This window comes from Caulobacter sp. FV1ye6ST, assembly GCF_058681225.1.
In genome coordinates, this window is sequence record NZ_CM178733.1 from 4,579,823 (window position 1) to 4,600,728 (window position 20,906).

General features: G+C 66.8%; 20 protein-coding genes. 2 read left to right on the forward strand and 18 right to left on the reverse strand.

The features are described 5' to 3' along the window. Positions 1-40: 40 nt before the first annotated feature. From ACW175_RS21750 to ACW175_RS21810, 13 genes are all read right to left on the reverse strand, one after another. Positions 41-3,055 (reverse strand): TonB-dependent receptor, encoded by a 3,015-nt coding sequence (locus ACW175_RS21750; RefSeq protein WP_492102011.1) that lies wholly within the window; start codon positions 3,053-3,055, stop codon positions 41-43. Between the two features lie 269 nt (positions 3,056-3,324). Continuing rightward, on the reverse strand, positions 3,325-3,795 hold the full coding sequence (locus ACW175_RS21755) for a chemotaxis protein CheE (protein ID WP_492102012.1): 471 nt from the start codon (positions 3,793-3,795) through the stop codon (positions 3,325-3,327). Then, complete coding sequence (locus tag ACW175_RS21760; RefSeq protein WP_492102013.1) at positions 3,792-4,394, reverse strand: response regulator; 603 nt, start codon at positions 4,392-4,394, stop codon at positions 3,792-3,794. The genes ACW175_RS21755 and ACW175_RS21760 overlap by 4 nt, the downstream gene beginning before the upstream one ends. Before the next feature lie 7 nt (positions 4,395-4,401). After that, positions 4,402-4,782: a DUF8776 family protein gene (locus ACW175_RS21765; RefSeq protein ID WP_492102014.1), complete on the reverse strand. Its 381-nt coding sequence runs from the start codon at positions 4,780-4,782 to the stop codon at positions 4,402-4,404. Between the two features lie 5 nt (positions 4,783-4,787). Then, positions 4,788-5,354 (reverse strand): chemotaxis protein CheD, encoded by a 567-nt coding sequence (locus tag ACW175_RS21770; RefSeq protein WP_099581610.1) that lies wholly within the window; start codon positions 5,352-5,354, stop codon positions 4,788-4,790. Further along, entirely contained in the window at positions 5,351-5,740 is a 390-nt protein-coding gene (locus ACW175_RS21775) for a response regulator (protein WP_010918325.1), read from the reverse strand. The genes ACW175_RS21770 and ACW175_RS21775 overlap by 4 nt, the downstream gene beginning before the upstream one ends. A gap of 3 nt (positions 5,741-5,743) precedes the next feature. Further along, complete coding sequence (locus ACW175_RS21780) at positions 5,744-6,778, reverse strand: protein-glutamate methylesterase/protein-glutamine glutaminase (RefSeq protein WP_492102015.1); 1,035 nt, start codon at positions 6,776-6,778, stop codon at positions 5,744-5,746. After that, positions 6,778-7,656 (reverse strand): CheR family methyltransferase, encoded by an 879-nt coding sequence (locus ACW175_RS21785; protein WP_492102016.1) that lies wholly within the window; start codon positions 7,654-7,656, stop codon positions 6,778-6,780. Before ACW175_RS21785 ends, ACW175_RS21780 begins: the two co-directional genes overlap by 1 nt. Continuing rightward, entirely contained in the window at positions 7,656-8,123 is a 468-nt protein-coding gene (locus tag ACW175_RS21790; protein ID WP_492102017.1) for a chemotaxis protein CheW, read from the reverse strand. The genes ACW175_RS21785 and ACW175_RS21790 overlap by 1 nt, the downstream gene beginning before the upstream one ends. Before the next feature lie 3 nt (positions 8,124-8,126). Next, positions 8,127-10,430, reverse strand: a complete 2,304-nt coding sequence (locus ACW175_RS21795) for a chemotaxis protein CheA (protein ID WP_492102018.1) — start codon at positions 10,428-10,430, stop codon at positions 8,127-8,129. A gap of 84 nt (positions 10,431-10,514) precedes the next feature. After that, a complete protein-coding gene (locus ACW175_RS21800) occupies positions 10,515-10,880 on the reverse strand; it encodes a response regulator (protein ID WP_099581620.1) in 366 nt (121 codons plus the stop codon). Further along, positions 10,877-11,164: an STAS domain-containing protein gene (locus ACW175_RS21805; protein WP_099581622.1), complete on the reverse strand. Its 288-nt coding sequence runs from the start codon at positions 11,162-11,164 to the stop codon at positions 10,877-10,879. Before ACW175_RS21805 ends, ACW175_RS21800 begins: the two co-directional genes overlap by 4 nt. After that, complete coding sequence (locus tag ACW175_RS21810; protein WP_492102019.1) at positions 11,164-13,185, reverse strand: methyl-accepting chemotaxis protein; 2,022 nt, start codon at positions 13,183-13,185, stop codon at positions 11,164-11,166. The genes ACW175_RS21805 and ACW175_RS21810 overlap by 1 nt, the downstream gene beginning before the upstream one ends. 298 nt (positions 13,186-13,483) lie before the next feature. Here ACW175_RS21810 and ACW175_RS21815 point away from each other — a divergent pair, with 298 nt between their 5' ends. Beyond that, positions 13,484-13,795, forward strand: a complete 312-nt coding sequence (locus ACW175_RS21815; RefSeq protein WP_099444777.1) for a hypothetical protein — start codon at positions 13,484-13,486, stop codon at positions 13,793-13,795. Positions 13,796-13,896: 101 nt separating this feature from the next. Here the strand turns inward: ACW175_RS21815 and ACW175_RS21820 are convergent, their stop codons facing one another. The 5 genes from ACW175_RS21820 to ACW175_RS21840 form a co-directional block, all read right to left on the reverse strand. Then, entirely contained in the window at positions 13,897-15,507 is a 1,611-nt protein-coding gene (locus tag ACW175_RS21820) for a methyl-accepting chemotaxis protein (protein ID WP_492102020.1), read from the reverse strand. Positions 15,508-15,734: 227 nt separating this feature from the next. Then, complete coding sequence (locus ACW175_RS21825; RefSeq protein ID WP_492102021.1) at positions 15,735-16,883, reverse strand: acyl-CoA dehydrogenase family protein; 1,149 nt, start codon at positions 16,881-16,883, stop codon at positions 15,735-15,737. 103 nt (positions 16,884-16,986) lie between these two features. Then, positions 16,987-18,489 carry an amino acid permease gene (locus tag ACW175_RS21830; protein WP_492105029.1) on the reverse strand — a complete coding sequence of 501 codons (1,503 nt, stop codon included), beginning with the start codon at positions 18,487-18,489 and terminating at the stop codon, positions 16,987-16,989. Between the two features lie 2 nt (positions 18,490-18,491). After that, the gene (locus ACW175_RS21835; protein ID WP_492102022.1) at positions 18,492-19,508 is read right to left on the reverse strand and encodes a putative sulfate exporter family transporter; all 1,017 of its coding nucleotides are present in this window, start codon (positions 19,506-19,508) and stop codon (positions 18,492-18,494) included. Continuing rightward, entirely contained in the window at positions 19,505-19,765 is a 261-nt protein-coding gene (locus ACW175_RS21840) for a DUF6356 family protein (RefSeq protein WP_492102023.1), read from the reverse strand. The genes ACW175_RS21835 and ACW175_RS21840 overlap by 4 nt, the downstream gene beginning before the upstream one ends. Positions 19,766-19,886: 121 nt before the next feature. Here ACW175_RS21840 and ACW175_RS21845 point away from each other — a divergent pair, with 121 nt between their 5' ends. Continuing rightward, positions 19,887-20,354, forward strand: a complete 468-nt coding sequence (locus tag ACW175_RS21845; RefSeq protein WP_492102024.1) for an Lrp/AsnC family transcriptional regulator — start codon at positions 19,887-19,889, stop codon at positions 20,352-20,354. The last annotated feature ends 552 nt before the right edge of the window (positions 20,355-20,906 follow it).

Sequence of the window (20,906 nt, forward strand, 5' to 3'; positions counted from 1 at the left end):
GGTCAGCGCCCTTCCTTTCAGGCCCGGGAGCCGTGGAAGCTTAGAACTTCCACTTCACGCCCAGATAGTACTGACGGCCGTAGTGCACGTACTCTTCCGAGATCATGCGGGTCGAGTCGTCGAGCTTGCTGTCTTCCTGGTCGGTCAGGTTGATACCTTCCAGGGTGATGGTGAAGTTCTTGAAGTTATAGCTGACCTGCGTGTCCAGGTTGAAGGTCTTTTCCTTGATCCGGACGTCGTTGTTGTTGGTCGCCGACGGGGCCACCTGGATCAGGTACGGGTCGCGATACGAGCCCGAGATACGCGCCTTGAACGGACCCTTTTCGTAGTAGAGCGTCGCGTTGAACGCGTCCGGCGACAAGTTCAGCAGCGGCTGGGTCAGCAGCACGGCCGGAGCCGTCTGAACGCGCGGCGTGCCGGCGTAGGTCGGGTTCTTGATCACATACTCGATGTCGCTGGTGACGTGCGTATAGTTCACGATACCGCCGAAGCCGTCGAAGGGCTCGGGCAGGAACGAGAACGGACGCTGCAGCGAGACCTCGAAGCCCTTCAGCTTGCCGCCGGGGGTGTTGATCTGGGTCGTGACCGTGAACAGCGTGTCCGGCGTGTTGCCGTTGGTCAGCAGCGAGGTCGGCAGTTCCGTTTCCGAGTACGGCATCGTGACGGCCGAGGTCTGGATGTAGGACTTGATGTCCTTCTGGAAGAAGCCGATCGAGAACAGGGTTTCCTTGTCCGGATACCACTCGAAGCTCAGGTCCAGGTTGTTGGACAGCATCGGGTTCAGCGCGGGATTGCCGCGGGTCAGCGTCTGCGCCGACTGGCTGACCGAGGTATAGCCCGGCGTCAGGTTCGGCAGCTGCGGACGCGTCATCGCCTTGGCGGCGGCGAAGCGGATGTAGAAGTTGTCGAACGGCTGGGCCGACATGTTCAGCGACGGAAGCGTGTTCGTGTACTCACGCGACACGGTCTGGACGGCGTCGGTCGGGACCGATTCCGAGATATTGCCGAACGGCGTGGCGACGGTCTTAACAACCGCGCCCGAGTTGTAGTGGCCGGTCGCCGTCTGGTCGGTCTTGATCCAGCGCACGCCGACATTGCCGCGCACCGGGATATTGAAGATGTCGTAGTCGAAGTCGCCTTGCAGGTAGAAGGCGGTGTCCTTCTCGGTGATCTGACGCAGGGCGCCCAGCTGGTTCAGGACGCTGAGACGGAAGTCGCCGTTGGCGTTGATGCAGTTGCAGTCGTAGCCGAGCTTGGACTGCAGCTTGCCGAGGTCAGGGGCCAGCCACGAGGTCGGCACGCCGGACGGCAGGTTCAGGCCACGGCCAAAGCCGCTGATCACTTGCGACACGTCGGCGATGGTGACGCCGGCCGGCAGGCCGTAGGCGGCTTCCGAGGTGAAGCTCGTGCCCGTTGTCGCGAGGTTGCGCGAATACAGGCGCTGCTCCCACGAGCTGAAGCCGTATTCCTTGTAGTCGCCGCCATAACGCAGCTTGAAGCCGTTCAGGATCTCGTAGTCGACGTCGGCGCGGAAGGTCTTGAAGGTGTTGACCGCCTTGCTGGGACGCATGCGCAACAGCGACGGGTCGCCCAGGGCGTTGCTCGGGCTGTAGACGTAGTTGGCCGGGTTGGTCGGATCGAAGCCATAGTTGAAGTTCGGCAGCTTGTCGTTGGCCGAGTAGTCGTAGCTATAGCCGTCGGTGTCGTATCGATCGAACGAGAAGGTCGTCTGGACAGGGTTGTCCTGGATCGAACGCGACTGGCCGTAGGTGGCCGAGAAGTGGCCCGACTCGCCGAACTTGGTCTCGTAGGTCAGAGCCAGCTGGTTGAACTCGGTCTTCAGCTCGTCGTGGCGATACTCGACGCGGGCGTCGACATCGTCGAATGAACCCTTGATCAGGCTGCCCTTGCTGTCCGCCGTGAAGTTGACGACGTCCGTCTGCGGCAGGCCAGCGCCCGAACGGCTGAACGAGATGATTTCCAGATAGGTTTCGTCGCGGTTGTTGGTGAACTTGGCCAGCATCGCGTCGAGGGTCAGGGTCGAATTAGCGGTCGGACGCCATTGCAGCGAACCGGTCACGCCCAGGCGCTTCTGATCGTAGTCGAGGCGGCCGTAGCGCGGGATCCGCGGGTGCCACAGGCTGTTGGCGGTGCCGGCGGCGGCCGTGGTGGTCGGGGTGGTGCCGCCGACGGTCGTACCGATCTGCGCGCAGGTCAGGGCTGGGCCGCTGACCGGGTTGTAGGCCGCGCCCGAGCAGGGGAAGGCGGTCGAGGAGTTGGCGGCGACCGACGGGTTTTCCCAGCGACCGGTCGAGGAGCCCTCTTCGCGCTGCTTGCGAGTGGCGTAGGCCACCGAGAGCAGGGCGCCGACTTCACCGATACCGGTGTCCCAGCGATTGCTGACCAGGAAGGTGTAGCGCGGGTCGCTCTTCCGCGAGAGGTCGTTCCAGCCGATCTTGCCCGAAGCGCTCATGGCGAACTGGCCGAAGTCGAACGGACGCGCGGCCTGCAGGTCGACGATCGCGCCCAGCGAGCCTTCTTCGTTCATGGCCGAGATCGACTTGCGCACGGTGACGCTGTTGAACAGCTCCGAGGCGAAGATCGAGAAGTCGAACTGGCGGCCGCGGTTGGCGCCGCCCGAGCTGTCCTTGCCGCCCGTGGTGGCCAGGGCTTCCAGGCCGTTCAGGCGCACGACGGTGAAGTCGGGACCCAGGCCGCGGACAGTGATGGTGCGGCCTTCGCCGCCGTCACGGTCGATCGACACGCCCGGCACGCGCTGCAGCGACTCGGCCAGGTTCAGGTCGGGAAAATCCGCGATGTCCTGGGCCTTGATGACGTCGACCAGGTCGTTCTCGCGACGCTTGATGTCGAGGGCGTTGGCCAGCGAGGCGCGGAAACCGGTGACGACGACGGCTTCGACTTCGTCGGTCGCGGCCGGAGCGGCGGGCGTCTCCTGGGCCGAAGCGGCGCCGGCGAAGACCATCGCCAGGGCCAGGGCGCTCGCGGACACGCCGTATTGCAGGGCGCGCACGCGTCCCGTGTTATTCTTGGACATAGAACCTCCTCCCGATGAGACCATTTGGAGACGGCGTCACCGCCGCCCTTGGCCTTCGTTCCGACTTCGCGTCCTTCCCACGAAGCCGTCCCCCGGCCTTAGATCTTGATTTTTGCCACCGGTGTCAGAAGCAGACACTCGTTCTTGACACCGGTATCAGAGCACTAACAAAGCGATTGGCGGCCGACAAGGCCACAAAGCGGACACAACTCATGAGACTTAGCGCCGTTGCGTTTCCGACACATGGCGACGGTTCGTCACAGGGCGAATCAGCCCTCGTGGGGGCGGTAGTGGCTGACCTGATAAAGCCCTTCCAGCATCGCCTCGCGCTGGGCGCTCGGCAGCTGGGCGCCCATCGCGCGTAGCAGCTTGAAGGCGTTGAGGTGGACGTCGACGGCATCCCAGCGCCAGACCCCGGCCTCCGCCAGGCTGTCGGCCAGGGTGCACAGCGACACCGCCGCCTTGTCGACCCCGCTGTCGGAGACGAACTGCCCCACGTCGATGATCCGCGAGCCGAGCAGGTAGAGCGCGTCGAAAGGCTCGCTGTCGCGGCCTTCGGCCGTCTTGCCGAAGCGGCGCTCGATCTCCGCGAGCGTCTCGTCCAGAGCGGCCAGCGAAGCCTCGCGCAGGCTCTCGACGCCCGCCTCGGCGGCGATGATGGCGTCCTGGGCCAGGATGCCGCCCCGCTCCTTGATCATGCTGGCGAGGCGGTTGGGCGGACGGAATTTACGGACGGTCATATCTGCACCTTCGCTGGGCGCATCAGGTTGGCGATTTCGTCGTCCGACATGTTGGGCGTCTGCGCATCACCCACCTCCGCCGGGAGGTCATCCTTCCGCCGTCCATCCGTCCCCGGCGGGGGTCCCTCGTGCTTGAAACGTCGATCAGGCCCTATGTAGGTGTCGCACTCGATGAACTGACGCTCCTCGCGCGCCACCCAGACGATGCGCTCCAGCAGCACCTTGGGGGTGATCGGCTTGGCCACGACATAGTTCGATCCCGCGTCGCGCAGCTTGAAGATCTGCGAGGTGCGGGTGTGGCCGGTGACCAGGATGACCGGGACGTAGCGGTTGGTCTCGCCGCCGTCCTTCCGCAGCCATTCGATGAACTCGATACCGTCGGTGACGGGCATCTGAACGTCGCTGATGACGAGGTCGAAGGTCTTGGTGCGGATCAGGGTCTGCGCGTCCGCGACACTCTCTGCCCGGAGCAGTTGCTTGACGCCAAAGCCCGAGACCACCTGCGACAAAATGTCCAGCGAGGCGCCGTTGTCGTCCAGGACCAACACCGTGGCCTTTTCGAGATTAATCCGCGTCGAGGGAAGGAGCGGTTCCGGCATGACGCGTCTAGAAGAAGTCCAGCTCGCCCGGATCGACGCGCGCGCCCACCCGTTCTTCAGCGCGCAGCCGCACGACCATGTCGGACAGGCCCAGCCCCCTCAGCAGCGGCTCGATCGAGACGTTCCACTCGCCGGAGGCGTGTTGGCCGATGCGCTCCAGCACCTCGGACAGGCCGTGCAGGCGCTGGGTCAGTTCGTCCAGCGACTGCAGGCGCGTGAGGTTCTCCAGCGTCGCCCCGCCCTTGGCGAGGTCGCCGGCCACATGCTCGCAGTCCCGACACAGGGCCGCGGCCGAAGCCAGCTCCGCGGCCAGACGACGCGACAGCTCTCCCACCGGCAGGTGCTCGGCTGGTGCGGTCGTCGGCGTCTGGAGCTGAAGAGCGGCCATCAGGCTCAGAACAGGTCCACGTCGCCGCTGGCCACGGCCGGCATCGGAGGCGGCGTGGGACGACGGACGTCCTGCGGCGCGTTGTCGACGGCGACCAGGCGCTGGCGAACGCGGCCCGAGGTCGGCCAGAACTCGACGCGACGGGCCGAAACCCCGCCGGTGCTGGACGAGACGATCGGAATGCCTTCGTCGCGCAGGAAGCGTTCAGCGAAGGCGGCGTTGCTGGCGCCGACGTCCGAGAGACCGTCGAACAGCTTGGCCCCGCCGAAGATCTTGGCCTCCATCCGCTCGCGGCGGGCGCCCTTCTTCAGCAGATCGTTGATCAGTACTTCCATGGCGTAGGCGCCATAGCGCACGGCGTCGCCACCGGTCCGGCCATCGCCGGAATCCGGCAGCAGGAAGTGGTTCATGCCGCCGACACCGGCCTGCGGGTCGCGAATGCATGCGGCGATGCACGACCCCAGCACGGTGGTCATCACCACCTGCGGATCGCCCGTCACATGGCTTTCGCCCTGGGTCACGTGAACCTTGATCGCCCGTTCCGGGTCGTCGTGATGGGAGAATTGCGTCATGTCAGCTGCCCGAACACCTGTTCGATCTTCTCTTTCAAGCCCTGAACCGTGAACGGTTTGACGCAATAGTTATTGACGCCGAACTGCACGGCGCGCTGGACCAGTTCGCGGTCGGCGCGACCCGTCAGCATGACGAAGGCGGTCTGGCGGATCGGCGGATGCGAGCGCACCGCGCGCAACAGCGCCAAGCCGTCCATCTTCGGCATGTTGAAGTCGGAAATGACCAGGTTGGCGGGCTTGGCCAGGAGGTTCTTGAGAGCCTCCTCGCCGTCCGGCGCCTCACGGATGTCCTTGAAGCCGATCTGCTGCAGCGCATTGCGGATCAGAGCCCGCATGGTGAGCTGGTCGTCGACCACGAGTACGGAGATGGTGCTAGCTTGCGGCATGGTTCAGCGCCTCGCGGAGGCTAGATCGAGAATGGATTGGCCCATGTGGGACAGGGAAACCTGCTTCTCCACAGCGCCAATTTCGAAAGCGGAGCGCGGCATGCCGTAGACGACGCACGAGGCTTCGTCCTGGCCCAGAGTCTTGGCGCCGGCGTTCCGCATGGTCAGAAGGCCCTGGGCGCCGTCGCGGCCCATGCCGGTCAGGATGGCCCCGACAGCCTTGTCGCCGACCGCGGCCGCCACCGAGTTAAACAACACGTCCACCGACGGGCGGTGGCCGCTGACCGGGTCGCCCTGAACCAGGCGGCAACGCAGGCCAGCCGAGCGAACGACCGTCAGGTGCGCGGCGCCGCCGGGGGCGACATAGACCTTGCCGGGCTCCAGCAGCGCGCCGTCGGTGGCTTCCTGCACCTTCGCCCCGCTGGCGCGGTCCAGGCGCGCGGCGAAGCTGGCGGTGAAGGTGGCCGGCATGTGCTGGGTGATGACCGTCGGCGGGCAGGTCTCGGGGAACAGGGTCAGGATCGACAGCAGGGCTTCCACCCCGCCGGTCGACGAGCCGATCGCCACGATGTCGCCCGACGGCATGAAGTCCTTGCGACGCACAGGCGCGGCGCTGGGCGCGGCGCCGGCGTTGGTGCGGACCGAGGCGCGGGCCGCGATCTTCACCTTGGCGACGATCTCGGCCAGGGCTTCCTGGGTGCCGGTGGCGTCGGCGGGCTTGCCCACGCAGTCCACCGCGCCCAGCTCCAGCGCCCGCAGCGTCATTTCAGCGCCAGCCTGGGTCAGGGTCGAGACCATGACCACCGGCATCGGCCGCAGGCGCATGATCTTCTCGAGGAACTCGATGCCGTTCATGTTCGGCATCTCGATGTCGAGCGTGACGACATCGGGGTTCAGGGCCTTGATCATGCCGCGAGCCTCGAACGGGTCGCCGGCGCCGCCGACCACCTCGATATCCGGGTCACGGGAGAGGGCCGCCGTGATAAGGCTCCGCATGGTGGCGGAGTCGTCGACGACGAGAACGCGGATCTTGGGCATCAGCGACCGACCTTTCGATAGGCGGTCAAGCCGCAGCTTTCGAACGCGGTGATGTTGGCGCTCACGCGCTCGGAGTGGCCGACATACAGCCGGCCGCCTGGCGCGACGAGCGGCGCGAAGCGGCTCCAGACGCGTTCCTGAGTAGGTTCATCGAAATAGATCACGACATTCCGGCAGAAGATTGCGTCAAAAGGCCCCTTCATAGGCCACGACGGACCATTGAGATTTAGTTCCCGGAACGCGACCAGGCCGCGGGCCGCGTCGCAAACGCGCCAAGCGCGACGATCCGACGCATCACGCTCGAAAAACTGGCTGCGCGCCGAGGCCGGAATCCCTTCCAGCAGAGACTCGTCGTAGACGGCCTCGCGACCGGTCGCGAGCACGTTGGTGTCGATGTCCGTGCCCAGGATCCGGATGTCCAGATCGGCCGCGTTCGGCCACACCGACAGCACGGTGAAAGCCATCGAATAGGGCTCCTGGCCCGACGAACTGGCGGCCGACCACAGGCGCAGGCGGCCCCCGGCGCGCACTTTGTCGACGACCGGCTCCAGCACATTGGCGCGCAGGTCGTCGAAGTGGTGAGGCTCGCGGAAGAAACGCGTGACGTTGGTCGTCAGCGCCCGGAGCATCTCCTGGCTTTCGTCGTGACCCTTGTCGCTGGCGACGAAGGCGCAGTAGTCGGTGAACGTCCGCAGACCCAGGGTCCGCAGGCGCTTGGCCAGGCGCGAATAGACCAGCGTCGCCTTGCTGTCGGGCAGGCTGATGCCGGCCAGATCGTACAGCAGCGCGGCAATGCGCTTGAAATCCTGATTGGTGAACGCGAACTCGCCATCAACGATGGCTTCGCGGCGTTCTGAGGTGGAGGCGGAACTCGTCATCAGGCGGCCATGGCCTCCCGTTCAGGCAGGATACGGTCCAAGGAGATCTCGCTGATCATGCGGCCCTCGATCGAGATGATGCCGCGGACGAAGTTGCGGACGGTGTCGCAGGCCATGTCCGGGGTCGGCTGGATCATGTCGTCATTGACCGACAGGATGTCCGAGACCGCGTCGACCAGCAGGCCGACGGTGCGGTCGCCCGCCTTGACGACGATGAAGACGCTACGGACGGTCGGTTCGATCACCGGCATGCCCAGACGGCAGGCCAGGTCCATGATCGGCAGCACCGCGCCGCGCAGATTGATGACGCCGCGCATGAAACCGGGCGATTGCGGCAGCACCGTCGCCGGGCTCCAGCCGCGGATCTCGCGGACCGCCATGATGTCCACGCAGTACTCCTGGTCTCCTACACGAAAGGAGATCAGTTCCCGGCGGTCGATCCCCGTGGCGGCGGCATGGTCAGTCATGACTTACTCCGCCGCGATGAGGGTGGGTTCTGTGGGGCGGGGCGCCCCGCCTTCGCGGCGACGCATGGCGATCGTGGCGTCCACGTCGAGGATCAGCGCGACGCGGCCGTCGCCCAGGATGGTCGCGGCGGCGACGCCCTCGACCTGCTGATAGTTCTGCTCCAGCGACTTGATGACGACCTGGCGCTGACCGTGGATGGCGTCGGCCACCAGGGCGGCGCGTGAGCCGTCCTCGCCCTCGACCAGCAGCACCACGCCGTCGGTCGGGTGCGGAGAGTGGGTGCGGTAGCCCAGGGCCTGGCCGACGTCGATCAGCGGCACGAAGCTGTCGCGGACGGCCAGCACGGAGCCGACCGGACCCAGCGGGCGAACTTCTTCCGGCTTCGGGCGCAGGCTCTCGACGATGGCCGCCAGCGGCACGACCAGGGTCTCGCCGGCGACGTCGACCACCATGCCGTCCAGGACGGCCAGGGTCAGCGGCAGGCTGAGCGTGAAGGTCGAGCCCAGACCAGGACGCGAGGTGATCGAGATGCGACCGCCCAGGGCCTGGACCGAGCGCTTGACGACGTCCATGCCGACGCCGCGACCCGACACGTCCGAAATCTTGTCGGCGGTCGAGAAGCCCGGGAGGAAGATCAGGTTGTCGATCTCTTCGTCGGTCAGGGTCAGGTCGGGCGCGATCAGGCCCTTCTTGACCGCGATCGACAGGACCCGCTCGCGGTTGATGCCCTTGCCGTCGTCCGAAACCTCGATGACGATCCGGCCGCTGCGGTGCAGGGCGGCCAGACGCACGACGCCTTCGGGATTCTTGCCGGCCGCCTTGCGCTCCTCGGGGCTTTCCAGCCCGTGGTCGATGGCGTTGCGCAGCATGTGGGTGATCGGGTCGGACAGACGCTCGATGACCGTCTTATCGACCTCGGTGTTCTCGCCGTCCATGACCAGGCGAGCCTGCTTGTGCGTCATGTTGGCGACTTCGCGAACCAGGCGCGGCATCCGCTGGAACACCGACTTCACCGGCTGGGCGCGAATGGCCATGACGCTGTCCTGGATCTCGCGGGTGAGCTGCTCGAGCTCATCCAGACCCATGGCCAGGTTGGAGGACGGGGCGATGCCGTATTCGCCGACGCGCTGCGCCAGCATGGCCTGGTTGATAACCAGTTCGCCGACCAGGTCGATCAGGCGGTCGATCCGCTCGGGATCGACGCGGATCACCGATTGGCCGGGCCCCGGGACTTCGACCTGGGTAGCCTTGGGCGTGGCGGCGGCAGGCTTGGCGGCCTCGGCGGCAGGCGCGGGCGTCGGCGCGACGGCCACGACCTCAGCGACGGGCGCCGCGACCGCTTCAGGGGCGGGAATTTCGATGGCGGCCGGAGCAACGGGCTCGATGGCCATTTCAGACGCCGCGGCGGGCGCTTCGGCCACCGTCAGCAGCGAGGCCAGAGCATCCTCGACCGCGGCTTCGCCACGGGTGATTTCCAGGTCGCAGTCGCCGTCGACGAACTCGAAGACTTCGCGGATCGCGGCCTCGTCGTCCTCGGTCTCGAGGCGGACGCTCCAGGTCACGAAGGCCGCTTCCGGATCCAGGTCTTCCAGGGACGGCAGGGCGCGGTCGTCCAGGGTCGCCTTGATCGGACCCAGGCGGTTCAGCTCGCGCAGCAGCAGCGCCGTCTCGTTGGCCTTGCGATAGAGGTCCGACTTCGGACGGATCGACACCGTCCAGACGTTCGAGGGGATCAGATCGGCGTCGGCGGCCTGCGCCTCGACCGAGATGGTCTGCGGCACGAAGACGAAGCCGAGGTCGTCGTCATCCATCGCGTCTTCGGCGGCGACGTCGGAAACGCTGGCGGGCGCGGCCGAAGCGGCCTCCTCGACCGCCACGGGAGCGGCGGCGGCCGGGGCCGCCACTGGGGCCGGGGCGGCGTTCGGGTCGGTCCAGGCTTCCAGCTCGGCGGCCATGGCGGCCGAGGCGGCCATGTCGACATCGCCCAGGCCGCGCGCGGCGCTGACGTGGTCGGCCAGGATGTCGGAGGCGCGCAGCAGGACGGCGGCCAGTTCGACCGTGTTGGGCACCGAACCGGCGCGCACGGCGTCCAGCAGGGTCTCGAACACGTGGGCGAAGCGCACCAGCGGCTCGAGGCCGAAGGCGCCGGCGCCGCCCTTGATCGAGTGGACGGCGCGGAACACGGCGTTGACCGTCTCGCTGTCGCCGGCCCCTTCCTGCATGGCCAGGAGACCGCCCTCGAGGTCGGCGAGAAGCTCCTCGCATTCCTGGAAGAAGGTGACCTTGATGGCCTCTAGCTCGTCCATATCCCGTACGTCCTAATTCGCGTCTAGCAACGGGTAGTCAAAATTCGGTACGCGGTACTGGCGGGCCCTGAGCGGCCCAACCCCTTAGGCGGCGACGCGACGGATCGCGTCGACCAGCTTTTCGGGGTTGAACGGCTTGACGATCCAACCCGTCGCGCCGGCTTCACGAGCCCGCTGCTTCTTGGCCGGGTCGCTTTCCGTGGTCAGGACCAGGATCGGGATGGCGCGATAGTCGTCGTCGACCCGCACCGCCTCGATGAAGCCGAAGCCGTCCAGCTTGGGCATGTTGATATCGGTGATGATGATGTCGGGGCGATGGGCGGAGAGAACCTCCAGACCATGTTCGCCGTCGACAGCCTCGACCACATTAAATCCGGCGCCGACCAGAGCCATGCGCAGCATGTCCCTCATGGTGCGGGAATCATCGACCGTGAGAACCGTACGCGTCACGATTCAGCTCCTTGGAATTCCGCCGAGAGGAGCGCCCCTTCGGCGCCGAAAAGACGGGTGGTTTCAACGAAGGCCTGGGAAGGCCCCTTGATCGAAAAGGCTTGGCCGTCCCGGTCCCACGCCTTGCGGGCGGCCAGCAGGACCTGCAGGCACAGACCGCCGAGGCGACGGACCTGATCGGCTTCCACGGTGATCGCCGCGCCGCGGCGTTCCAGGAAGGCGGCCTTGAGTGGGGCCGCGGCCTTCAGATCCAGGGTTTCAGGTAGCGCGATCGCGGCGGCCATCAGAATTCCTCCCAACCTTCGGTGGCGGGGGCCTGGGCCACGGCCGCCGAACCAGTGCTCCGCCCCGGACGGGCGAAGGTGTTCAGGCGAGCCTGTTGCTCGGCCACCGGATTGCGCGCCGGAGCGTGCTGCGTCGCGTCGGCCATGGCCGGGCGGGCGTAGGTCGAAGACCCGCCGCCCACCTGGAAGCGGGCCATCAGCCGAACCAGTTCGCCGGTTTCGCCCTTCAGCGAGTGCGTCGCCGCGGTCGATTGCTCGACCATGGCGGCGTTCTGCTGCGTGACCTGATCCATCTGGTTCACGGCCGTGTTGACTTCGTTCAGACCGGTCGCCTGCTCCGCGGCCGAAGCCGCGATCTCGGTGACCAGGGCGTCGATCTCGCCGACCTTCGTCACGATCCGCTGCAGCGCCTCGCCCGTCTGGCCGACCAGGCTGACGCCCTGGCTGACCTGCTGGGTCGAGCTGGAGATCAGGGCCTTGATCTCCTTGGCCGCTTCGGCCGAACGCTGGGCCAGGGCCCGGACTTCCTGAGCGACGACCGCGAAGCCGCGGCCGGCTTCGCCCGCCCGCGCGGCTTCGACGCCGGCGTTAAGGGCCAGGAGGTTGGTCTGGAAGGCGATTTCGTCGATGACGCCGATGATCTGACTGATCTGCTTCGACGAGTTTTCGATCTCGCCCATGGCGGAGACTGCCTGATGCACGACCTGGCCGCTATGCGTCGCTTCGCCACGTGTCGTCGAGACGACGTCGGAGGCCTGGCGCGCGCCGGAGGCGGTGCGGCGCACGGTAGCGGTCAGCTCGTCGAGGGCGGCGGCGGTCTGTTCCAGGCTGGCGGCCTGTTGCTCTGTGCGGCGCGACAGGTCGTCCGAGGCGTGAGCGATCTCGTCGGCGCCGGTGCGCAGGCCGTCGGTCGAGGCGGCGATGACCTTCATCGTCTCCTGCAGCGAGCCCATGGCGCCGTTGAAGTCGTCCTTCAGCTTGCGGTACTCGCCGGGGAATTCGGCGGTGACGCGGAAGGTCAGGTCGCCCGAGGCCAGTTTCTCCAGGCCCTGGGCCAGGTTGTTGACGACGGTGGAGGCTTGCTCGGCGGCGGCGGCGGCGGCGGCTTCCTTGGCGCGGCGCTCGTCGGCCGTGAGGGCGGCCGTCTTCTCCTGTTCGGCGCGCAGCGTGTCGAGGTGCAGTTGGTTGTCGCGGAAGACCTTCAGCGCCGAGACGATGGCGCCCAGCTCGTCGCCGCGCGTCATCTTTTCGAGGTCGATGGTGTTGTCGCCCTTCGACAGCTTGTCGGTGGCGCCGGCGATGTCGTTGATCGACTTGCGGGTCGTCATGACGGTGAACCAGGCCAGACCGCCGACGGCGGCCAGGGTGATCAGCGACATCACGATCGTGACGCTCATGGCGGCGGTGGCTTCAGCCTGGCGCTTGGCGCTCTCGGCCTCGACCCGCTGGTTGGCGGCGCTGACGACTTGGTCGAGCGTGCCGGTCATCTTGGCGTATTGCTCTTCGAACGGCGCGATGAAGCCCACGGCCATGTTGAAGTCGACGCCGATCATCCCGCTGACCGTGTCGATGGCGCTGCGGCACTCGTCCAGCTGCTTGATCAGCTCGGCGATCTTCGGCTGTTCCGCGGCCGGAAGCTTGGCCTTCAGCGAGGCCAGTTCCTTCTTCACCGAATCGGTCTCGGTCAGGATCGCCGCCATGCGGGCGTCGTTCTTGGCCAGATCGATGTTGCCGGCCTTGTGGGTCAGCACGGTGTAGAGTTCACCGTTGATGTTCGAGATGCGCTTGGAGATCTTCTGGATCGCCATGTTTTCGCGCATGTCGCTTTCAACGACCTGCTTCAAAGCGGCAGACTGACTTTTCTGAACGACAATGGCGCCGCCGGCCATGAGAGCCAGCATGAGCAGCGCGAAAGCTGGCGCAAAGCCGATCTTGATGATCAACGGCAGATCGACAAGACGTATGCGTTTCATCGCGAGGTACCCTCCAACCAGCGCTCCGTGCCCCCGGATCGCCAACATTGAGGTCGGATAATCCCGATAGATTCCTAACAACCTCTGACTTGGTTAAAGGGAATTCGACATAACCTGCTTTAACAGCCCCCGGATGGTCATTTGGCCGCAGGTCCACGCATGTGGAATCTATAGAGAGGGGCTCACATAACGAGAGTCTCGCAGGGGCGAGGCGATGGTTACCCAGAAGTAAACTACAATATTATTTGGCGACTCAGATTCTCTTAACTCGCATCTGCGAGAAAGTTTTTGCGTCCGGATGACGCGTCGTCCACAGGACGTGACACTTTTACTTGGGAGCAGCGGGATGAAATATCCGATCGCTATTGCCGCGGGAATCGCTGGCAGCTTTTTCGTCGCTCAGGCCGCTTCGGCCGCCGGCGGCTTTGAAGACCAAATGGGCCGTTGCCTGCAGCAGTTCGCGAACACCCGCGACGCCGCTCAGGTGATGCTGGAGTGCACCGCCGACGCGGGCAAGCTGTCGGACTGCAAGGTCGTCGACAACAGCGCGGCCGGCAAGGGCTTCGACAAGGCCGCCATGTGCATCGCCGAAAAGCTTCCGATGGGCGCCAAGACCGGCACCGTGAAGGTCCCGTTCCGCTTCCCGGGCGGCGCGTAAGCGCCAATCCCTTCCGGGGAACACAAAACGCCCTCGCCGACACCGTCGGCGGGGGCGTTCTGCTGTCAGAGGGTCAAGATTCGCGATCGACGCGTCGTTACTTAGAACTCTTCCCACTCTTCTTTGAGCGCCACGGCCGTATTGCCGCGGGCGACGGGGACCTGGCCGCCCGAGCGACTGGCGGGGCGAGCCGCAGGGCGGGCGGCGGGCGCCGAGCGCTTCGTCGCGACTGGCGCCACAGGCGCGGCGGCCGCCTGGCGCGCCGAGATCGAGAACGTCGACACCTGCTTGACCAACTCCAGCGTCTGACCCTTGAGGGAATGGGTGGCGGCGGTCGTCTGCTCCACCATGGCGGCGTTCTGCTGGGTGACCTGGTCCATCTGGTTCACGGCCTGGTTCACCTGGTTGAGCCCCGTGGCCTGCTCCTGGGCCGAACTGGCGATCTCCACGATCAAGGCGTCGATTTCGGCCACCTTGCCGACGATGGCGCGCAGGGCGTCGCCGGTCTGGCCGACCAGTCCCACGCCGCGATCGACCTGGGCGGTCGAGTTGGCGATCAGGGTCTTGATCTCCTTGGCCGCGTCGGCCGAGCGCTGGGCCAGGGCCCGCACCTCCTGCGCCACGACCGCGAAGCCGCGACCGGCCTCGCCCGCGCGGGCGGCTTCGACGCCGGCGTTCAGGGCCAGCAGGTTGGTCTGGAAGGCGATCTCGTCGATGACCCCGATGATGTTGCCGATCGAGCGCGAGCTGGTCTCGATCTCGCCCATGGCCACCACCGCCTGGTCGACGACCATGCCGGACTTCTCGGCCTCGGCCTTGGCGCCGGCCACGACATCCTGGGCCTGCTTGGCGCCGGAAGCCGAGCGGCGGACGGTCGAGGTGATCTCGTCGAGGGCCGCCGCGGTCTCCTCCAGGCTGGCGGCCTGCTGCTCGGTGCGGCGCGACAGGTCGTCGGCGGCCACGCCGATCTCGTCGGCGCCTGAGCGGATTCCGTCCGTGGCCACGGCCACCCGGCTCATCGCCTGCTCCAGAATGCCGACGGCGTTGTTGAAGTCGTCCTTCAGCTTCTGGAACTCGGACTTCACGTCGGCGTCGAGTCGACCCACCAGATCCCCGCGGGCCAGCCGATCCAGGGCTTCGCCGAGCGCCGCGACCATGTGAGCCTGGCAGGCCTCGTCCTCGCGGCGCTGAACCTCAAGGCGCTGACGCTCGGCCTCGATGGTCTCCAGATAGATCGAGATGGCGAAATCCATGTCCAGCATGACCGCCTTCATCAGCGCGCTGACCGCGTCGCCAGCCTTGGCCGGATCGCCCTTGGCCATGAAGCTCTTGGGCCACTGGTCGTTGATCACCGCGCGGATCAGGTGCTCGCTGACCACCGCATAGCCGCCGATGTACCAGCGCGGCTCCAGGCCGATGCGGGCATGGGTCTGGCCGATGGTGCGCACGGCCTTGACGTAGGTATCGTCGAAGTCGCCGCGCGAGATCACGTCCCAATGGCTCTGCTGGCGGCCCGAGGCGGCCTGCATGTGCTTTTCGTCGCTGAAGAACGCGCGGGTCTCGGGCGTGGCCCGGACCTTGGCGTAGAAGGCCTCCAGCGCGGGTCCGATGGTCTTTCGAATGACGGGCTGGAGTTCGCGCAGGGCGGCTCGCGCCTTGTCGTCCAGGCCCATGAACGCCACTCGGTCGCCGATTGCGTGATCCTGGCTCATGGCCGCCCCCGTTTCGAAATCCAGGGACAAACTCGTCCAGCATACTTAATGCCGGCTTAAATATTCGCGGCGCGCGAGCGACAGGATGACGCAATCGCTCCGAGGTCGTGCGCGGGCTTTTGACTGGCGGCGCCGTGAAAAACCCTCGCAAACACTGGAGAAACGCCCCTCCATGCCGCGCGACGCCAAGGCTCCAAGGCGGAGCGGGCGTGACATCCCGCCGCGCCCTAGCCGCCGCGCTTCAAGGTCTCGCGGGCGATGACCAACTGCTGGATCTGGCTGGTGCCCTCGTAGATCCGGAAGATCCGCACGTCGCGATAGAGACGTTCGATTCCATAGTCGGCGACATAGCCCGCCCCGCCGAAGATCTGCACCGCCCGGTCGGCGACGCGCCCGACCATCTCCGAGGCGAACAGCTTGGACGCCGCCGCTTCAAGCACGATGCCGGCCCCGCCATCGCGCTTGCGGGCGGTTTCGAGGACGAGCGCCCGCGCCGCCAGGGCTTCGGTCTTGCTGTCGGCGATCATGGCCTGGATCAGCTGGAAGCTGGCGATCGGCTGGCCGAACTGCTTGCGCTCGCTGGCATAGGCCACGCAGTCGGCGATCAGCCGCTCGGCCACGCCCACGCAGACTGCGGCGATGTGCAGGCGACCGCGATCCAGCACCTGCATGGCGACCTTGAAGCCCTCGCCTTCCTCGCCCAGCCGGTTCCAGGCCGGGACACGGACATTGTCGAAGGTGACGTCGTGGATATGGGCGCCCTGCTGGCCCATCTTCTTCTCGGGCTTGCTGACGGAAAGACCTGGCAGGTCGCGCGGGACCAGGAAGGCCGAGACGCCGCCCCCGCCCTTCACGTCGGGATTGGTGCGGGCCATCACCGTGAACAGCGAAGCCTTGCCCGCGTTGGTGATGTAGCGCTTGGCGCCGTTCAGAACGTAGTGATCGCCATCCAGCGTGGCGCGGGTCTGCACCGCGGCGCTGTCGGAGCCGGCTTCCGGCTCGGTCAGGGCGAACGAGGTGATGATCTCGCCGGACGCGATGCCCGGCAGCCACTTGGCCTTCTGGTCATCGGTTCCGAACATCACCAGGCCCTGGCTGCCGATGCCGACATTGGTGCCGAACACCGAGCGGAAGGCCGGCGAGGCCCGGCCCAGCTCGATGGCCACCAGCGCCTCTTCCTCCATGTCGAGGCCGAGGCCGCCGAAGTCCTCGGGGATCGACAGGCCGAACAGGCCCAGGCCCTTCATCTCCTCGACGACGTCGGCGGGGACCGCGTCGTCCTCGGCGACCTTGGCCTCGATCGGCCGCAGGCGCTCGGCCACGAAGCGGGCCACCGTCTCGATCAGCTGCTCGCGGGTTTCCAGATCGAGGGCCATGCGCTTCTTCTCCCACTGTCCAGCGCCCTCGCTGGACGCGAGAGCGTGTCAAACACTTGTTTTGACACCGACTGTAGCGATGGCCCTCGCGAATGGAAATCCCTTACCGCGCGGCCTTTTCAGCCTGGGCCAGCACGCTCTTGCGCATGCCGTAGGCGAAGTAGACCACCGCCCCGATGATGTGGGCGAACAGGAAGTAGATCTGGGTCTTGGCCGGCAGGCTGTAGAACAGATAGAGGCAGCCCAGGATGCCGGCCGGGGCCACGATCTGCCAGGCCGGGGTCGAGAAGACGCGCGGGCGGTTGGGCTCGCGACGGCGCAGCACGATCACCGACAGGCCCACGGCAATGAAGGCCGCCAGGGTGCCGGCATTGGCCAGCTCGGCGATGTCCTTCAGCGACAGGAAGCCCGACAGCACCGCCGATAGGGCCCCGGTCAGCAGGGTCATGACCACCGGCGTGCCGGTCTTGGCGTTGACCTTCGACAGGGCGCGCGGCAGCAGGCCGTCGCGGGCCATGACGAAGAAGATCCGGCTCTGGCCGTACATGAAGGCCAGGATCACGGTCGGCAGGGCGACGACGGCGGCCAGCGCCACCAGCTGGGCCATCTTGCCGTGTTGCAGGCTCTCCAGGATGAAGACCAGCGGGGCCTCGCTCTTGGAGAAGATCTCGGTGCGCGAGGCGCCGATCGAGGCGGCGGCGACGATCATGTAGATGGCCGTGCAGGCGGCCATCGAGCCGACGATGCCGATGGTCAGGTCGCGCTTGGGGTTCTTGGTCTCCTCGGCGGCCGTCGAGACCGCGTCGAAGCCGTAGAACGCGAAGAAGATCAGGCTGGCGGCGGCCATCACGCCGATCTTGGCTTGGTCCGCCCCGCCTCCGGCGGGCACATGGGCCGAGAAGCCGTTGGGCATGAACGGGGTGAAGTGGCTGGCGTCGAAGGCCGGCAGGCACAGGACCACGAAGACGATCAGGGCGATGATCTTCACGAAGACGAGGACCATGTTGACCGTGGCGCTCTCGCGGGTGCCCAGGGCCAGCAGGCCCGCCACCGCCATCGAGATGATCACCGCCGGCAGGTTGACCACGCCGCCGGCATGAGGTCCGGCCAGCAGGTAGTCCGGAAAGCCCGCCATCTTGAACAGGCCGTGGGCGTGGGCCGACCAGCCGACGGCGACCGCCGCGCAGACCAGGGTGTATTCGAGGATCAGGCTCCAGCCGACGAACCAGGCGACCGGCTCGCCCATGGCCGCGTAGCTGTAGGTGTAGGCGCTGCCCGCCGCCGGCATCAGGGTCGACAGCTCGGCGTAGCACAGGGCGGCGCAGGCGCAGACCGCCCCGGCGATCAGGAACGACAGGATCACGCCCGGCCCGGCCAGGCCCGCGCCGACGCCGGTCAGGGTGTAGATCCCCGTGCCGACGATGGCCCCGACGCCCAGGGCGACCAGGTGATACCAGCTGAGGGTCTTCTTCAGCTGATGGCTGTCCGCGTGGCCCGCGGTGATGGTGTCGATCGACTTGCGTCGCGTCCAGAAGCTCACTTGTGGGGTCCCTCCGACTCTCGATGGGGACCATGAAGCGGGTTTCGTTCCCCGCCAAGCCTTGATCTTTAGAAGAAAATCCTCGTCAGGGCGTAGGCCAGGACCGCGACGGCCAGTGTGACCGTTCCCAGCATGATGGCCAGCCTCGGCCTGACCTCCAGCAGGGCCTTGGGACCCAGCTTGGCCGAAATGGCCCCGACGCCGGCCAGCAGCAGGAAGCTGGAGCAGGTCGCCATGGTCGCGACCAGGGCCGGCGGGATCAGGCCCAGGCCCCGGCAGGCGGCGAGCGCCGCGAAGCCTAAAACAAAGAGCGGCGGCGCTTTCAGCCCGCCGACCACGCCGCCCTCCTTGGAGCGGCTCAGCATCAGGCCGATCAGGATGACCGCCGGGCCCAGCCAGACGATGCGGGCCAGCTTGGCCAGGGCCGCGGTGCTGGCGGTCTCGGGCGAGACCGAGGCCCCGGCCCCGGCCACCTGGGCGACGTCGTGGATCGAGAGACCGAAGAACACGCCGGCCTGGTGGGCGCTCAGGCCCAGGGCGTGGGCGATCGGCGGATAGGCCAGCATGGCCACGGTCGACAGCAGGTTGACCCCGACGATGACCAGCGCCGTCGTGCGCTGATTGGCCGGGCTGGCCGGCGCGGCTTGCGAGGCCGCGAGAGCGGCCGAAGCGCCGCAGATCGAGCAGGCGGCCGCCGCGATCAGGGCCTCGGCGAACGGCAGGCCCAAAGCGGTCCCCGCCAGGGCCCCGACGCCCAGGCCGCCCAGCACCACGGCGCCGCTGGCGACGATGGCCGGACCGCCCAGGGCGGCGAACTCGCTCCAGCTGATCTGGGCGCCCATCATGGCCACGCCCAGCCGCAGGCCGGGCTTGGCGAAGACGTCCAGGCCCGCGCCCAGCTGGGCTTGCAGGCCCAGCGCCCCGAGCATCATGCCCAGGATCACCGCGACCAGCGGGGCCGGGGCGTGCAGGCTGGAGGCCAGCAGCTTGGCCAGGACGGCCAGCAGCAGGCCGGCGACCAGGCCCGGCGCCAGCTTGCCGGCCCCGTCGCGCAGCGCGTCCAGCCGGATCGCCGCGGTCGTCATCCGCGGACGGTTTCGCCGGAGATCTGCGCCGAAGCCGCGAAATGCGCGTCGGCCTTGGCGCAGCGGTTCGACAGCCGCTCGTTCAGGCGGCGCACCGTCTGGCTGCCGGTGCGCTCGAAGGCGAACGGCAGGATGCCGTGGACGATGCAGGCCAGGCCCGCGCCCAGCAGCGTGAAGCCGAAGCTCCAGGCCACGCCCATGTGCTGACCATAGCTCTCGCCGACCGACTTGGGATGACGCGTGAAGGACAGGTCCATCGGAGCCCCGCTGAATTTCCGAGCGTCCTAGGATGACGCGGATTCGAGGAAAGACATGGTTTGAAAGGTTACCATTCGCGCGATAGAGAGAATTCCATTCTCCAAACGACGGGATAGCGAGATGATTGATCTCGATCAAATCGACCGCCGCCTGCTGGCCATTCTGCAGGAGGACGCCACCGTCGCCATCGCCGAGCTGGCCGAGCGGGTCGGCCTCAGCCAGACCCCGTGCTGGAAGCGGGTCAAGCGCCTGCAGGACGCCGGCGTCATCACCGCCCGCGTCGCCCTGCTGGACCGCGCGGCCCTGGACCTCAACCTGACCGTCTTCGTGGCCGTGAAGACCGGCCGCCACGACGAGGCCTGGCTGACCCAGTTCGCGGCCGGCGCCAGTTCCCTGCCCGAGGTCGTCGAGTTCTACCGGATGAGCGGCGACGTCGACTATCTGCTCAAGGTCGTGGTCAAGGACATCGCCGCCTATGACCGCTTCTACAAGCGCCTGATCGCCACCGCCCCGCTGACCGACGTCTCGTCCAGCTTCGCCATGGAGCAGATCAAGTTCACGACGGCCCTGCCGATCTGCCCGAGCTGATCTCCCTTCCCCCTCGATGGGGAGGGAACGTGTTTCATCGACCTCGCGCCGTGCGGCTGCGAGTGGGTATGGGGAGGCGACGGAGCGGCCGGGCGAACCCGGGGACCGTAGGGTTTGTTTGTGTTTCGGCTCGCAGACCGCTCCGCCAGGTTGTTCTTGCCCGTGAGGATGGGGGGCGTGAGCGTCTTTCAGCTCGGGACCCCATTTGCCCCCGGACGGGCGCGGACCAAGTCGATCGGCTACATCCGTCTCGACCCCGACGATCCACGATAGGCGGCTTGTACGATCACCGCCCTGTCGCTCCGCTGATGGTTTTGATCCCGGACGGCTCCGTCACCCGCGTGCGCTCCTAAAGAGTAAGCGACGTGGCGTGAAGGCTCCGCCAGGAACCGCCAGCGGCCCCGCTCAACCTACCCCCGCCGCCGTCTTGGGCCGGATCCAAACGCCCTCCCCCGCGACGGGGACAGCTCTGAGTATCGCGGCGGATTCAACGCCGATGATCCAGGGGCGCGAAAAAGTGGGAAGTGATTGATTTCGTGGGGTTCGGCGCCG